The sequence below is a fragment of the Pedobacter indicus genome, assembly GCF_003449035.1.
Taxonomy (GTDB): domain Bacteria; phylum Bacteroidota; class Bacteroidia; order Sphingobacteriales; family Sphingobacteriaceae; genus Albibacterium; species Albibacterium indicum.
Genome location: NZ_QRGB01000001.1, coordinates 1,411,755 through 1,426,831, shown reverse-complemented (window position 1 = coordinate 1,426,831; position 15,077 = coordinate 1,411,755). Strand labels below are relative to the sequence as shown.

The window sequence follows — 15,077 nt, the reverse complement described above, 5'->3', positions numbered from 1 at the left end:
CAAACCAATTCATACGTTAACCTAAATTAAAGTGATATGATGAACAATTCATTACTCTTTGGATGTATTGCTTTTCTGATTCTCATGTCCACCGTTCTTTCCTTTGAAGCCCAAGGAAATGAGATCGATCAGGACAAAGAGCAAATCTTACAGACGAAAGAAGTATATGGCACTGTCAGAGACTCCGTCGGGCCGATCCCCGGTGTTTCCGTCACCATAAAAAATACGACAAAGGGCACGACCACCGATCTGAACGGAAAATATATTCTGGAAGTTCCAGACAATCCCAATACAACCTTGGTATTTAGCATGGTTGGTTTCGATCCACACGAGATAGTCATCGGCAATCAAACCTCAATTGATGTAACACTTCAAGTTTCTTCTACTCAGTTAGGCGAGGCTGTGGTCGTCGCATTTGGCACACAAAAACGTACTGACCTAATTGGTTCTGTTACATCAATCAATCCTAGCGAGCTTAAAGTTCCTTCGAGTAACCTAACCACCGCTCTTGCAGGGCGCCTGGCCGGAGTCATTGCTTATCAACGAAGCGGCGAACCAGGTGCTGACAATGCAGAGTTCTTTATTCGTGGCGTTACCACATTCGGATATAAAAAAGACCCGTTAATCCTAATAGATAACATCGAACTCACTTCTACCGATCTCGCTCGACTAAATCCCGACGATATTGCCAGTTTTTCGATAATGAAAGATGCAACAGCAACGGCATTGTACGGAGCACGAGGTGCTAATGGGGTAATATTAGTAACCACAAAAGAAGGAAAGGAAGGTCAAGCCCGCGTTTCTTTCAGGCTCGAAAATTCAGTTTCGAGCCCAACACAAGACGTCGAACTTGCTGATCCGATAACCTATATGCGATTGAACAATGAGGCGATCCTCACTAGGGACCCCTTAGGGCGTCTGCTCTATTCCGATGAAAAAATAAACAATACAGTCCTAGGATCCAACTCGCTAATTTTCCCTTCTACAGACTGGAGGGAAGAACTATTTAAAGATCATGCTATCAACCAACGGGCAAATTTAAGTGTAAGCGGAGGTGGAAAAGTCGCTCGATACTATGTTGCAGGCTCGTTTAATCAGGATAACGGCGTTTTAAAGGTAGACAATCGCAATAACTTCAATAATAATATCAATCTCAAAACCTCGTCTTTACGTGCCAATGTAAATATCAACCTTACCCCTACAACCGAATTAATTACCCGACTTTCAGGAACCTTCGATGATTATACTGGTCCAATTTACTCTGGTGGAGGTTTTTATACGAGAGTTATGAGAGCAAATCCTGTCCTTTTCCCAGCCTATTATCCGGTCGATGCTGATCATAGTTTTGTGAAACACATCATGTTTGGAAACTTTGAGGATGGAAATTACCTGAATCCATATGCAGATATGGTGCGAGGCTATAAAGATTATGCACGCTCTAACATGAATGCTCAATTTCAATTACAACAAGATTTCGGTTTCATAACCGAAGGCTTGAGTGCCAGAGGACTGGTCAATACCGCCCGCATATCATTTTTCGACGTAATTAGGCAATACGAGCCATTCTACTATCAGTTAGGAGCCTACAACTTACGCGACAATACCTATCAAGTCAACATCATTAACCCCGACGATGGTGAAGATTATTTGAGTTATCAACCGGGTGAAAAAACAATTAGCTCGACAGTCTACCTTGAGACAGCTGTCAATTACAATCGAACATTCGCTGAAAAACATAATGTAAGTGGTATGCTGGTCTATATTCTTCGGGAAGCACTAGACGCAAACTCTGCTACCCTACAAGAATCGTTACCATTTAGGAATGTCGGTCTATCAGGAAGGGCTACCTACTCCTATGATAACCGTTATTATGCGGAATTTAATTTTGGATACAACGGATCTGAACGCTTTTATAAAGCACAACGCTTTGGCTTTTTCCCTTCGGCCGGTTTAGCATGGACGATTTCAAATGAAAAATTCTGGGAGCCACTCAAGGAAACCATCACGAATCTCAGATTACGGGGAACCTACGGCCTTGTTGGCAACGACGCAATTGGCGCAGGCAGATTTCTGTATTTATCGGAAGTGAATCCAAACGACGAAAATCGTCGTGCCGTTTTCGGAACTAACAATGGATACCCTAGAAATGGTGTTTCTATTTCTAGATACTCAGACCTGAATATTACCTGGGAAACTGCAAAAAAGACAAATATCGCATTAGAGCTGGGTATATCGAAACGCTGGAACATTATTGCTGAATATTTCCGGGAACATCGTACCAATATCCTCCAGAGTCGCGCTTCAACACCTGCGTCAATGGGTTTATGGGCTACACCGGCAGCTAACATCGGTGAAGCAAAAGGAGAAGGCATCGATTTCTCATTGGATTATAATCAGTCTTTTCTTAATGGATCCTGGATACAAGCCCGGGCAAACTTTACTTACGCCACCAGTGCATACGAAATCTTCGAAGAATACGACTATACCAATGAATGGTGGAAATCGAGAGTTGGATACCCTATTAATCAACGCTGGGGATACATTGCAGAAAGTCTTTTTGTTGACGAAGCAGAGGTAACGAACTCACCGAGACAAAATTTCGGTGAGTATTTAGCAGGTGACATCAAATATCGGGATATCAATAAAGATGGGCAAATTACCGAACTGGACATGGTGCCTATCGGCTATCCAACAATGCCAGAAATTGTGTACGGCTTCGGTGTTTCTTATGGTTTTAAGAATTTTGACATTTCTACCTTCTTTCAGGGTCTGGCTCGTGAATCATTTTGGATCGACCCTGAAGCTACCGCCCCTTTCGTTCCCTATCACTATAGCGATCAAGAACGTGATTCAGGAATACTCTATCGCAATCAACTACTGCAAGCTTACGCAGACAGCTACTGGTCGGAAGATAACCGAGATTTGTATGCGCTATTTCCTCGTTTAAGCACCTACCCTATTGAAAACAATATTCAATCGAGTACTTGGTTTCTGCGTAATGGCGCATTTCTGCGACTTAAACAGGTTGAATTGGGATATACTGTTCCGACGCATATGACCGAAAAGATCAGAATTAGCAACCTAAGAATATATGCTAACGGCACCAATCTTCTTACTTGGAGCAAGTTTGACCTATGGGACATAGAAATGGCCGGCAACGGTCTCCGATATCCAGTACAAAAAGTCTATAATATTGGAATACAAGCATCTTTTTAAGAATCATGATCATGAAAAAACTATATATATACGTCAGCCTGATCACCGGTCTCACTTTCGGATCCTGTCAAAACTATCTGGATATCGTACCCGATAATGTAGCTACAATTGATAATTCTTTCAATATGAGGGTATCCGCAGAACGCTTTCTGTTCAGTTGTTATAGCTATTTACCTAAACTAAGCAACATAGAAAAGAATCCAGCATTTACTGCAGGAGATGAAATATGGCTACATGACAACTATATTACTCCCGGATGGCAGATTGCTCAAGGCAATCAGAATTTAGTCGATCCCTTTCTTAATTATTGGCAAGGAACCCGTTCTGGAGACGACCTCTATCAAGCCATACGCGACTGCAATATTTTTCTCGAGAATATAGGTGTCGTGCCCGATATGGAGGAAAGCGAACGACTAAGATGGATCGCTGAAGTTAAATTTTTAAAGGCTTACTATCACTTCTATCTCATTAGAATGTATGGCCCGATCCCGTTAAAGAAGGAGAATCTCCCGATTGATGCAAACCCTGAAACAGTAAAAGTTCCTCGCAATACGTTGGATGAGTGCTTCGAATATGTGGTTGAGTTACTCGATGAATCCACCGCCGACCTTCCTCCCAAAATTCTAAATGAATCGACAGAACTAGGTAGAATTACCCAGCCAATCGCATTGGCGGTAAAAGCCTATATACTTACAACGGCTGCCAGTCCTCTCTTTAATGGGAATCCCGACTATGCCAATTTTAAAGACAAGCAGGGGAACCTAATCTTCAGCACCACCTATTCAGCCGAAAAATGGGAACGTGCCAAAGAAGCCTGCCGGTTAGCCATCGAAGCAGCCGAAACAGCAGGCGCCCGACTTTATTATTATAGCCAAAGTGGACAGCAATACAATGTTTCGCCAGATATGGAGATTCAGATGAATATTCGCAATGCAGTCACCGAAAAGTGGAACGATGAAATTATTTGGGGCCACTCCAATAGTATGACTGATAATATGCAAGTTCAGGCCACTCCTCGCGGTCTTGATCCAGCAAATCGTGCTAGTGCTGGAGCCAGAGGCAATGCAGGGGTTCCCATTAAAATAGCATCCATGTTTTATTCAAAAAATGGTGTGCCAATTGAAGAAGACAAAGCGTGGGATTATGCAGGCCGATTTAACTTAAGGCAAGCCTCAGCTGAGGAAGACCATTTAATTAAATTAGGATACACAACCGCGAATCTCAATTTTGACCGTGAACAGCGATTTTACGCAAGCTTAGGTTTCGACGGCGGTATCTGGTTCGGTCAAGGAAAGTTTAACGAAGAAGAGGCATTCTTTGTATCCGCCAAAAAAGGCGATCCCGCATCAAATGTTACTAACAGCACATTTAATGCAACAGGTTATTGGGCAAAAAAACTCGTTAACTACACCAATGTAATTACTGCGACCGGCTATAATCGAGAACAATACCCCTGGCCAACTATTCGTCTGGCAAATATATACTTACTTTATGCTGAAACATTAAATGAATCCAACGGCCCATCATCTGAGGTTTATCAATGGCTTGACCTAGTACGCGAACGAGCCGGTTTAGCAGGGGTTGTTGATTCCTGGAACCAACATTCTGTAAATCCAACAAAACCGCTCAATCAAGATGGTCTGCGTGAAATAATCCATCGTGAGCGACTCATAGAACTTGCTTTGGAAGGTCAACGTTATTGGGATTTACGGAGGTGGAAAAAAGCAACAGAAGAATTAAACAAACCAATTACAGGTTGGGATATCGAACAACGCACACCTGAAGGGTATTACAGAGAAAAGGTGCTTTTTCAACAAAGCTTCACAACGCGTGACTACCTTTGGCCTATTCGTGAAAACGAATTATTAGCAAATAAGAATACGGTTCAAAACCCCGGGTGGTAAAATCATTAAAGTTATAAACCATGAAGAATTTTGCATTACTCTACTTTTTTATAGCATTTGTTTTTATCAATGCCTGTTCAGAAGAAAAATATACTGAACCTATTGATGATGATGCAGCACCCGGACCTATCAGCAATGTGCAAGTAGAAAGCCTCCCGGGCGGAGCGCGAATTACATATGATCTACCAAACGACAAAAGTCTACGCTATGTAAAAGCGGTCTACAATATCCGACCCGATTATACTAGAGAAACGAAGTCATCTTTGTACACCGATGAGGTAATCGTGGATGGGTTCCCGTCTACGGACGAATACGAAGTAACTCTCTACGCGGTAAGTAAAGGGGAAAAACAATCTAGTCCAGTCACCGTCAAGATTCGGCCCTTAGAGTCTCCCTTACAAGAAGCATTTTCTTCGCTGGACTTCGCTGAGACTTTTGGAGGAATAACCATATCCTTTACGAATAGTGGAGAAGCTAGCTTGGCCGTAACACTGTTAGTCGATTCGTCTGGTCGAATGCGCGAAATCGAAACCTATTATACAAAAGCTTTAGAGGGCATCCATTCCGTTCGGGGCTTTGAGGCAAAGCCAACAATCTTCGGCGCGGTCATCCGCGACCGCTGGGGTAACCTATCGGACACGCTTACCGCTACGCGAACACCCGTTTTCGAGCAGCTCATTCCAAAGAATGACTTTAACGGTGTTTTTCTTCAGAACGATACTTATGAACCGCACCCACAGAACAACCATACTGTTGATAAAATGTGGGACGATCGAATTGGTCCTAATGGCGGGGTACCTGTTTTCCATACAAAACCAGGTTCTAACATGCCGCAATCGTTCACATTTGACATGGGACAGACGGCTGTGTTGAGTCGTTTTAAATTGTTTCATCGAGGACCAGGAACACAATGGGCTTATCAGCTAGGTTCTCCTAAAAAATTAGAAGTTTATGGCTCGCTCACCCCACCGGCTCCTGATGGCAGTTGGGATGGCTGGACCAAACTAATGGATTGCGATTCATATAAACCGTCGGGTGATGGCCCAGTCACTTCTGAAGATGCTATGTATGCCACAACAACTGGCGAGGATTTTATCTTCCCAACGGGCACACCACCAGTTAGGTATCTTCGATTTAAGACAGTAGAAACCTGGGGCTATGTGGACTATATCTATATCACAGAACTTACGTTTTGGGGTCAATTACAATAGGATAATTTTAAACGATAAAAATATGAAATTGATCAATAGCTATAGAAACAACTTACTGCTTGCCATCTTAGTAATCATTTCGGCAGCTAGTTGTTCTAAGATGAACGACACCTATAAAGAGTTCCTCGAGGAAGGACAGCTCATCTATACTGGCCGGCCAGATACAATTCACATTCACCCTGGACACAATCGACTTTTGTTAGCATGGAAAACTCCATCGGATCCAAAAGCGATTAAAGCGAGAATATTCTGGAACAATCGTTTGGATTCGATCGATGTGCCGATCGACCGGTCCGGTAGCGAACGAGACAGTGTAAAGGTATATTTTGATGATTTCGAAGAAGGTAATTATCTTTTCGAAATTTTCACATTCGACGACGAAGGCAATCGATCGATCAAAATTGAAGTAATAGCTAAAGTCTATGGGGGAAATTATATCAGCTCTCTATTGACTAGGCCGATCGACAGAACAGAAATGGATGAAGGAGCATTGCATATAGCCTGGGGAGCACTTCCTGATACGACAGCCATTGGCTCGGAAGTTTTCTATAGCGATAGTGAAGGAAAAGAAGAAAAAATCTTTGTCAACGGAATGGAGGCTACTACGATCATTCCCAATTTCACTCCACAAACATTCCGTCACCGTACACTTTATCTGCCGAGCAGACTAGCTATTGATACCTTTTATACAGAATATTCTTCGCTACGAATAAAAGGTTCACCTGTGCCTATCAGTACAGAAGGATGGTCTATCACAGCTTCCAGCGAAGATGTAAAAGGTGGTCGACTAGCCATTAATCTCATTGACGGAAACCTCACAAACCTTTTCGTCAATGAGATTGCCAGTGAAAATACATATCCACATTGGGTAATTATTAATATGGGCAATATGACAGAAAATATTGAAGGTTTCTATTTCTATCAGCGAAGCCTAAATCCAACGCGAACCCTTGATATAGAAATAAGTAACGATGGGAATATATGGACTTCTTTGGGAACGCATGTATTGGAAAGGAACGGAGGCGGTGCGGGCGTTCCAGTCTATCTCCAACTAGAGGAATCATCTGAATTTCAATATTTTAAATTTACCTTTATTGATGATTACGGCAATTCTAAGAATGTAAATATGCATGAAGCAGGAGTTTATACTCGTTAAATAGAAAACTAGAACCAAGCTCAAGTAGCGTAATGGAACCAATGAGAGGAAATCAACTGCATGTCCTGTTTATTTTATGCCTCCAATTTGAGCCCCGAATTGGAGGTATAAAGCAGAAAATACTGGACTATACAACCATCGATAGTTTTTTATTGGCAATATACTCACGCGGATTCATCCCATAATATTTTTGAAAATTTCTACTAAAATGACTATGAGAGCTATATCCCACCCTATCAGACACCTCATAAACCCGATAACCAGCAGAGAGAAGACCCAAAGCTTCGTCCAGTCGCGCCATATTAATTAGGTCATTCGGACTGAAGTTAGTTACACACTTGATTTTCCTATAGAGCGTCGGTCTGCTCACATGAAGTTTTTCTGCTAAAAATTCAACATCAAATCCCGGATCATCCAAATATTGCTGAATGACCGAATCGACTTCATGTATAAAGCTTTCCTCACAATCATCTATTCTCCTCGTAAAAAAGGAATTCGTACTAGTCGTCTCGAAATGCTCTTTAACCCGATTTCTATTTTTTAAAAGAGAATTAACCTGTGCTTCTAAATAAGGAGCGAAAACCGGTGTCTCTACATAAGCATCTGCGCCATATTCGAATCCTCTGATCTTAACAGATAATGAGTCTTTTCCGACCAGTAAGATAATCGGGATATGACAATGGTGACGAGAATATTTAACTTTCTTACATAAATCAAAACCTTTGTTAATCGAATCCGACGCGTTACCGATAATGAGGGTCACAATCTTTCTATCCAGATAATGCATTGCTTCATCCTCGTCGAAAGCGAATAAAACTTCATAACGGGGCATGAAACGATCGATTATAAGTCCTACCCTTTCCTGCTCTACACTTACCATGAGTATGGTTGTTTTCGAAGGCGTAATTCCAAGATTTTTCATCATAATTGGTTTTTTGAAATGATTGATCAGGCTTCCAACAAAGAACTATTGGTTCGACTTTAAAAAATTACAAAAACTAAAGTACATATTTACCCGGACAATTGCAACCGATTGCATTCAAATTAATTTTTTTATGTTATAAAGCTTTTTATGTCTATTTTCGTTACCTTACGTTTATAATCAATAAATATTAAACTTATCATAGATGAAAATGATTCAATCGATGAGGTGGTACGGTCCTAATGACCCAGTAAGCCTCCTTGACATTAAGCAAGCAGGTTGCGAAGAGGTCGTTACAGCCCTGCATCATATCGAACCAGGAGAAATATGGTCCGCAGAAGAAATTGAAAAACACAAAAACCTGATCGAAGCCGAAGGGTTAAAATGGACCGTCGTTGAAAGCCTTCCCGTCCATGAAGACATCAAAAAGAGAAATGGCAACTACCAAGACTATATTGAGAACTATAAAACAAGTCTTGTTAACCTTGCCAAGAACGGAGTTGAGGTCGTGACCTATAACTTCATGCCGATATTGGATTGGCTACGTACCGATCTTATTTTTGAGACTCCAACACGGGCACGTACACTACGATTCGAAAAGCTAGCTTTTATTGCCTTTGACCTCTTCATATTAAAGAGGCCTACCGCAGAAAAAGATTATTCTACCGATGAAATCGATCAGGCAAAGGCCTATTTTGACAAACTGTCAATCGATGAACAGGAAAGTCTTAGCAATGCCTGTTTACAAGGTTTACCGGGAAGCATGGGCGTTTTCGCAGTCTCTGATGTATTAGGCTTGCTAGACCAATACAAAGATATCAACGAAGAGAAGTTAAGGAATAATCTCATTCAATTTATTTCAGACATCATCGGTACCGCTGAAAAAAACAATATAAAAATGGCTATCCACCCCGATGACCCGCCCTTTTCGGTACTCGGTTTACCCCGTATTATGAGTACTGAGAAAGATGCAACGTTCTTGGTAGAATCAGTGCCAAGTGTTTCCAATGGACTATGCTTCTGCAGCGGATCTTATGGAGTGCGTCCAGAGAATGACCTACCCGGTATGATTCAGCGCTTAGGGTCTAGAATCTACTTCTTACATTTACGTAGCGTTCAACGCGAAGGCAACGGAAATTTCCATGAAGCGAATCACTTAGAGGGCAATGCAAACATGGTGAAACTGGTGAAAGAAGCCATCCTCCTAATGCGCAAAGAAAACCGACGGATTCCGATGCGCCCAGACCACGGGCATCAGATGTTAGATGATCTACACAAAAAAGTCTACCATGGCTATACAGCAATCGGCAGGTTAAAGGCACTCGCCGAACTTCGAGGACTTGAAGCAGGCCTTAACGAGCTGATGTAACTCGGAAAAGACTTTTTCTGAACTGGTTAAGACCTTCTTTAGGATCCAAGTGAAATGAATTCCGAAATTAACCGCATTGGGTCCGCATTTTTCGTCAAGAAATGCGGACCTAATACGGCATCAATGCAGTTTGAATCCACTATGATGTAAACCAAGGTTTCTCCATGATATCCGCAAAATATCAGGAAAATTACTCGTTATTTTTTATCGCCTCTTCGCTTATCTCCAGGTTTCGAAATAGAGTCTCGCATATCTGTATCAGCCTGTATGTTTTGAATTTTATAATAATCCATCACACCCAAATTGCCACTCCGGAAAGCTTCTGCCATTGCTAGAGGTAATTCAGCTTCAGCTTCAATCACTTTGGCACGCGCTTCTTGCGCCTTAGCACGCATCTCCTGCTCAGAAGCAACCGCCATGGCACGCCGTTCTTCAGCTCGCGCATTTGCTACTTTCAGGTCAGCTTCTGCTTGATCGGTTTGTAATTTTGCTCCAATATTCTCGCCGATATCGATATCTGCTATATCGATGGAGAGAATTTCAAAAGCTGTTCCGCTATCCAAGCCTTTCTCGAGAACAGTTTTAGAAATACGATCGGGATTTTCCAATACGAGTTTATGAGTCTCGGAAGAACCGATTGTTGTCACAATGCCTTCTCCGACGCGAGCTAGAATAGTTTCTTCTCCGGCACCACCCACAAGCTGGTTAATATTTGCCCGTACCGTTACCCTGGCTTTTGCAATTAGCTGAATACCATCCTTTGCAACCGCAGCAACAGGGGGAGTATTGATGACGCGCGGATTTACGGATATTTGAACTGCATCAAACACATCCCGCCCGGCTAAATCGATCGCAGTAGCCGATTTAAAAGATAGAGGAATGTTGGCTTTGTCAGCAGAGATTAGGGCCTTAATCACCCGATTCACATTCCCGCCGGCCAAATAGTGGGTCTCAATTTCGTTGGATGTGATATTCAAGCCGGCCTTTGTTGAGATAATCATCGAATTTACGACCAATGAAGGTGATACTTTCCGCAACCTCATCAGCAATAAGTTCAACAGATTTACACGCACGCCTGATAATTGGGCAGTAAACCAAAGATTGACCGGTAAAAAATAGAGCAGTATGAATATGGCAACGACAATGCCAATTACCATAAAAATAATTGAAGGATCCATGTGAAAAAGTAAGGTTAATTTTAAAGTTAATTTGTTTTAAATTTCTTAAAGATACTTTCCTGACATGGAATTTCCTAACAATAGGATGTGAAAATTAAAAACAAACGACTTTATGGATTTTCCTCCAGGCCGATGCTTTTAAACTCAGACTTATCTTCGATATTCTGAATATAAGCAGCTGCAGTAACATCGCCAGTCACATTCAATACGGTCCTTGACATATCCAAGATGCGGTCAACACCGTAAATAAGTCCGATTGCCTCGCCCGGAACGCCGATGGACACCAATATTGTCACAATCACCGGAAGAGAACCTCCCGGCACACCAGCCGTGCCGATACCAGCCAAAATACACAGAAAAACAACCGTTACCTGCGACATAAGACTTAGTTCGACATTAAAGCACTGAGCCAAGAACAGCACGGTAATCCCCTCGAATAATGCGGTACCATTCTGGTTGGCGGTACTACCAATGGTAAGAACGAAGTTCGCGATCGGCTTAGGTATTTTCAGCTTATTGATACTGACTGAAATTGCGGTAGGTAACGTTGCATTACTGGAGCTTGTTGAAAAAGCTGTAATGATAATTTCAGATGATTTACGAAAAAATTCAGCAGGATTTCTATTAGCGAAAAACTTAAGGATAATAGAATAGGTAACAAATTGATGGATGGCTAAACCTGCCAGAACAATCAACACGTATTTAAGTAGCACAAGTAGAAACGAGGCTCCTACGCTGACAGTTAAATTAAAAAGCAATGCGGCTACACCATAAGGAGCAAGCTGCATGGCATAACCGATAATCTTGATGACGACTTCATACAATCCCTCAAAAAAGGCCTTCAGTGTTACGGTTTTTTCCTCATCTACCGAAGCCATGGCAATTCCAAAGATTAATGCGAAAAACATCACGGCCAGAAGTCCGCCACCGGTATAGTTCGCATCAAAAGCTCTTACCATGTCTGCTAAGGGGTTTTTAGGCACGATGTTCGTTACAATATCGCCGACAGTCCGTTCCTTGGCAAACTCTGCATTTTGAGAAGCCGCGTCAGATTGATCTTTAAACTCGGTTGTTAAGTAATCACGTGTTTCGGGCGACAAGCTGTGTCCGGGCTCAAACACATTAACGAGGGTTATCCCAATAAACACAGAAACAGAACTCACAATTAAACTGTAGAACAAGAGCCTCACCCCTATTCGTCCCACGCGCTTCAGATCTCCGATTTCAGCAATACCCATAACCAAAGCAGCAAACACCAAAGGTATTACGGTCATGAAGACCATCCTTAAGAATATTTGCCCTACCGGTTCTACCCAAGCAATTATGGTTTGTAATGTTTCTGGATCTAAACCCAGTTGCTTGATTATGACACCTGCTACAATGCCGACAATCATGCCGATCAAAATCTTGGTATGTAAAGCTATTTTCTTAGTCTTCGCCATAAAGGTTTTATTGTGGTTCAGTGTTATTTTCGGTAAAAATAGAAAAAATTATAGCTTAGCGAAAAAAGGCATGGTCTATCTTTTCAAGACCCTCTTTTAAACTGGATGGAGAAAAAGCTAAATCCTCCTTGGCTTTATCGATATTAAACCCAGTATATGAGGGTCTTTCTACCTTGGATGCAAGCTCAGTTGATTTGGCAGGTCTTAGTAACGATTTATCCAGATTCCAGAAATCAGCCACCTCTTGCGCGATTTCATATACACTGAAAAGTTCTTCACTACTGATATGATAAATTCCCGTTACCCTTTTAGCAGCAATAGTTAGGCAGGCTTCAGCAAGGTCATCTACAAGGGTCGGCATGCGAAAATGATCTGTCACTACTTGTATTTCCTGTTTATTCTCTAACGACTTTTTCACCCATAATACGAAGTTGGAACGATTACGATCGCGAGGCGCACCATATACTAAGATCGTTCGTACAATCGACCAAAGACTATTGGATTGCTGTATGATTCGTTCAGCTTCATACTTACTGGCACCATAATGATTAAGGGGACGTGCTTCATCCTCTTCTTTATAAGGTCCGTTCAAACCATCAAATATAAAATCAGTTGAAAGGTAAATTAAGTGAAAACCAAATTGTTCGGCCATTCGGGTCAGATGCTGTACAGGAGTAACATTGATACGGTTACATTCAGCAGGATCCGCTTCACATTGATCCACATTGGCCAAGGCCACCGTATGAATGACCGTATCGGGTTTGTATTCCTCTATGACCGACTTCAAAGCCTCTTCATCACAAACATCGGCAGATTGATAAATGAATTCTTTTTCATGCTGAATCCTATTATCCCCCCGAGACAACGCGATTGGGTTCATGTCTTGTCTAAGTAGTATCTGATTCACCAGCTCTTGGCCAATAAAACCATTACTTCCGGTTACAAGAATTTTCTTCATAACGGTCATGTTTCGTTCATTGCGAAAGTAATATAAATATCTCTTTCCCTATGATTTATCAACCATCTTTTGTCCAATTAGCGTAAAATAAAATTCTTTTGAAGAATCTGTTTGAAATCCGAGTATAAACCTTATTTTTGCAGTCCGAAATTAGGTCTGATGAATAAGACGTAAATCGTTAACTATTTATATTAAAAAAATAGCTTCTTTATGCCCAACATTGGTAAAATAGCACAAATCATTGGTCCGGTAGTGGATGTTAGCTTTGCTAATGGAGCCAACCTTCCGAAAATTTACGACGCTTTAGAAATCGAAAAAGCAGATGGACAACGTATTGTTTTAGAAGTTCAACAACACTTAGGTGAAGAAACTGTACGTACGATCGCCATGGATTCAACCGAGGGTCTGTTCCGTGGAATGGACGTAACGGATACCGAGGGACCGATCAAAATGCCTATCGGCGAAGAAATCAAAGGCCGGGTATTTAACGTTGTAGGTGACCCGATTGATGGATTTTCAAAAATTGAAAAATCATCAGGTCGTTCTATTCACAATACCCCTCCTAAATTCGAGGATCTTTCTACCGAATCTGATGTTTTATTTACGGGTATCAAAGTAATCGATTTGCTAGAACCCTATGCTAAAGGTGGTAAAATTGGTTTATTTGGTGGTGCGGGTGTTGGTAAAACCGTATTAATTCAGGAGCTTATTAATAACATAGCGAAAGCCTATTCGGGTCTTTCTGTATTTGCGGGCGTGGGTGAGCGAACTCGTGAAGGAAACGATCTTATCCGCGAAATGCTTGAATCTGGAATTATCAATTACGGAGATAAATTCATGGAAGGCATGGAGAAAGGCGAATGGAACTTGGAAGACATTGATGCTAATGCACTAAAAGATTCGAAAGTAACCTTCGTTTTTGGTCAGATGAACGAGCCTCCTGGTGCACGTGCGCGTGTGGCCTTATCAGGTCTTACGATCGCCGAGTACTTCCGCGACGGAGACGGAGAAGGTACCGGAAGAGATATTCTTTTCTTTATCGATAACATTTTCCGCTTTACGCAAGCCGGATCAGAAGTATCAGCACTTTTAGGTCGTATGCCTTCTGCTGTAGGTTACCAGCCTACCTTAGCAACTGAGATGGGTATGATGCAAGAGCGAATCACTTCAACGAAGCGTGGATCCATTACATCTGTACAAGCAGTATATGTTCCGGCGGATGACTTAACAGACCCTGCACCGGCGACAACTTTCGCTCACTTAGACGCTACTACCGTATTGTCTCGTAAGATTGCAGAATTAGGTATTTATCCGGCAGTTGACCCTCTTGACTCTACTTCAAGAATTTTGAGCGCTGCTATTCTAGGTGATGAGCACTATAATACAGCACAACGAGTTAAAGAGATTCTACAACGCTATAAAGAACTTCAAGACATCATCGCTATCTTGGGTATGGATGAATTATCTGAGGAAGACAAGTTAGTGGTATTACGTGCACGTCGTGTACAGCGCTTCTTATCGCAACCGTTCCACGTAGCAGAGCAGTTTACCGGATTAAAGGGTGTTCTTGTTGATATCAAAGATACCATTAAAGGTTTCAATATGATTTTAGATGGAGAGGTTGACCAATATCCAGAAGCAGCGTTCAACTTAGTTGGTACCATTGAAGAAGCTATTGAAAAAGGTAAAAAATTATTAGCCGAAGCGGGATAATCCAATCT

Annotated in this window: 10 protein-coding genes; 6 read left to right on the top strand and 4 right to left on the bottom strand. The window is 41.8% G+C overall.

Going from position 1 to position 15,077, the window contains the following annotated elements:
• The first annotated feature begins 36 nt into the window (after positions 1–36).
• Genes D3P12_RS06445 through D3P12_RS06430 form a run of 4 tightly spaced genes read left to right on the top strand, consistent with a single transcriptional unit; the run spans position 37 to position 7,487 of the window.
• Positions 37–3,216 carry a SusC/RagA family TonB-linked outer membrane protein gene (locus tag D3P12_RS06445; RefSeq protein ID WP_245977404.1) on the top strand — a complete coding sequence of 1,060 codons (3,180 nt, stop codon included), beginning with the start codon at positions 37–39 and terminating at the stop codon, positions 3,214–3,216.
• A gap of 11 nt (positions 3,217–3,227) precedes the next feature.
• Positions 3,228–5,120 carry a RagB/SusD family nutrient uptake outer membrane protein gene (locus D3P12_RS06440; RefSeq protein WP_118197002.1) on the top strand — a complete coding sequence of 631 codons (1,893 nt, stop codon included), beginning with the start codon at positions 3,228–3,230 and terminating at the stop codon, positions 5,118–5,120.
• A 20-nt stretch (positions 5,121–5,140) separates the two neighbouring features.
• On the top strand, positions 5,141–6,331 hold the full coding sequence (locus D3P12_RS06435) for a DUF5000 domain-containing lipoprotein (protein WP_118194209.1): 1,191 nt from the start codon (positions 5,141–5,143) through the stop codon (positions 6,329–6,331).
• Positions 6,332–6,353: 22 nt separating this feature from the next.
• Complete coding sequence (locus D3P12_RS06430) at positions 6,354–7,487, top strand: DUF4998 domain-containing protein (protein ID WP_165438722.1); 1,134 nt, start codon at positions 6,354–6,356, stop codon at positions 7,485–7,487.
• Between the two features lie 127 nt (positions 7,488–7,614).
• On the opposite strand, the gene D3P12_RS06425 is transcribed toward D3P12_RS06430, so the two are convergent.
• Complete coding sequence (locus tag D3P12_RS06425; protein ID WP_118194207.1) at positions 7,615–8,412, bottom strand: response regulator transcription factor; 798 nt, start codon at positions 8,410–8,412, stop codon at positions 7,615–7,617.
• Positions 8,413–8,614: 202 nt separating this feature from the next.
• Between D3P12_RS06425 and uxuA the strand changes: the two genes are divergently transcribed.
• A complete protein-coding gene (gene uxuA, locus D3P12_RS06420) occupies positions 8,615–9,778 on the top strand; it encodes a mannonate dehydratase (RefSeq protein ID WP_118194206.1) in 1,164 nt (387 codons plus the stop codon).
• 197 nt (positions 9,779–9,975) lie between these two features.
• Here uxuA and floA read toward each other — a convergent pair whose 3' ends face one another.
• The 3 genes from floA to D3P12_RS06405 form a co-directional block, all read right to left on the bottom strand.
• The gene (gene floA, locus D3P12_RS06415) at positions 9,976–10,956 is read right to left on the bottom strand and encodes a flotillin-like protein FloA (protein WP_118194205.1); all 981 of its coding nucleotides are present in this window, start codon (positions 10,954–10,956) and stop codon (positions 9,976–9,978) included.
• A gap of 110 nt (positions 10,957–11,066) precedes the next feature.
• Complete coding sequence (locus D3P12_RS06410; RefSeq protein WP_118194204.1) at positions 11,067–12,398, bottom strand: dicarboxylate/amino acid:cation symporter; 1,332 nt, start codon at positions 12,396–12,398, stop codon at positions 11,067–11,069.
• Between the two features lie 55 nt (positions 12,399–12,453).
• Positions 12,454–13,356 carry an SDR family oxidoreductase gene (locus D3P12_RS06405; protein ID WP_157970266.1) on the bottom strand — a complete coding sequence of 301 codons (903 nt, stop codon included), beginning with the start codon at positions 13,354–13,356 and terminating at the stop codon, positions 12,454–12,456.
• Between the two features lie 210 nt (positions 13,357–13,566).
• Between D3P12_RS06405 and atpD the strand changes: the two genes are divergently transcribed.
• Positions 13,567–15,069: a F0F1 ATP synthase subunit beta gene (gene atpD / locus D3P12_RS06400; protein WP_118194202.1), complete on the top strand. Its 1,503-nt coding sequence runs from the start codon at positions 13,567–13,569 to the stop codon at positions 15,067–15,069.
• Positions 15,070–15,077 lie beyond the last annotated feature (8 nt).